Source organism: Microbacterium sp. CIAB417, from assembly GCF_022788845.1.
In genome coordinates this window covers 1-228 of the sequence record NZ_JAHZUT010000051.1, presented here as the reverse complement: position 1 = coordinate 228, position 228 = coordinate 1, and the positions used below count along the sequence as shown (strand labels likewise).

Annotated in this window: 1 rRNA gene; it reads right to left on the bottom strand. The window is 54.4% G+C overall.

Annotated elements, in window-relative coordinates:
* Positions 1-228, bottom strand: a 16S ribosomal RNA gene (locus KYX17_RS31685); the annotation flags it as partial.

The window sequence follows — 228 nt, the reverse complement described above, 5'->3', positions numbered from 1 at the left end:
TGGAGGTTGAGCCTCCAGTTTTCACAGCAGACGCGACAAACCGCCTACGAGCTCTTTACGCCCAATAATTCCGGATAACGCTTGCGCCCTACGTATTACCGCGGCTGCTGGCACGTAGTTAGCCGGCGCTTTTTCTGCAAGTACCGTCACTTTCGCTTCTTCCTTGCTAAAAGAGGTTTACAACCCGAAGGCCGTCATCCCTCACGCGGCGTTGCTGCATCAGGCTTT